The organism is Pedobacter sp. 01T416_2 (genome assembly GCF_056398925.1).
Genome location: NZ_JBFTQI010001197.1, coordinates 1 through 1,094, shown reverse-complemented (window position 1 = coordinate 1,094; position 1,094 = coordinate 1). Strand labels below are relative to the sequence as shown.

At 36.0% G+C, this 1,094-nt stretch carries 1 protein-coding gene; it reads right to left on the bottom strand.

The genetic code is table 11. From position 1 onward, the window contains the following. A partial coding sequence (locus tag AC1DPQ_RS28515) for a M56 family metallopeptidase (protein WP_477611679.1) occupies positions 1 to 1,094 on the bottom strand: 1,094 nt, incomplete at both ends.

Genomic DNA, 1,094 nt, shown 5'->3' with positions numbered 1-1,094 from the left:
CTATTTGTGCTCTAAATTCAGGCGTATTCACTTTGGCAGCCATATCTTCGCCCATTTTTTTCCATTTGGCCTGTGCTTCTGGCGAACCAAATTCTTTAGCCATATCTTCACCCATTTTTTTCCATTTTGCCTGGGCTTCAGGAGAATTCATTTTCTTTTGCATTTCCTCTCCAAATTTTTTCCATTTGGCTTGTGCTTCTGGTGTGTTGTATTGTTTGGCAATATCTTCTCCAAATTTTTTCCATTTAGCTTGTGCTTCTGGTGAATTATACTCTTTATGTATTTTTGCAAGCAATAGCGAATCGCTGAACTTAAATTTGAAATTACTGTCGGTATGCAGTCTGTAGATATTTTTCCCTGCAAAAAGCTCATCCCTGTAAAAATCTTTTCTCAGGCTATCAGGCATTTCTTTTACCGAGTTATATTCGGTTTTTTTACCATCCGCATCAATGGTTACAATTTTAATTTTACGTTTTTTCGTAGTATCAGAGCAAACATTGGTTTCCGCATCACAGTTGTTAATCAGACTCAAAACCTCAATTTTAGGCGTTTTTTTATTTTCTTTTTTCTTTTCTGTTGGATTGATCCAGGCAATAGAAAACAAGCAGGCTACTCCTAAAGTTAAGGCTGCCATTTGTTGTTTGGCGTTTAAATAATTTGTTTTCATGTTGGTTATTCTTTTTATGCGTTGATATAAATTCTGGGTCTTGCCTGTTGCTGCTAGTGCATAAGCCGGACTGTTTTTATCTTTTAATAATTCGAGTTTGAGTAGGGCATGGGCATAATTCAGCGGTTTTCCGGTAATTTTTAATACCAGATCATCACAGGCATGCTCGCGCTCAATGTGTATAAATCTACCTGCCATCCAAACAAATGGATTATAGAATAATAAGGTTTCTATGGCTGTTTTAATCAGATTCAATAAGAAATCGTTTCTTCTGATGTGTGATAACTCATGGATTAATATTGCTTCTACCTGATCGTTGTCTAATTGGTTTACCAAGGCCAATGGAAATAATACTACGGGTTTTAAATAACCGATAACCAAAGGCACATTCACAATAGAAGACAAATGGAACTGGATAGCTTTATTG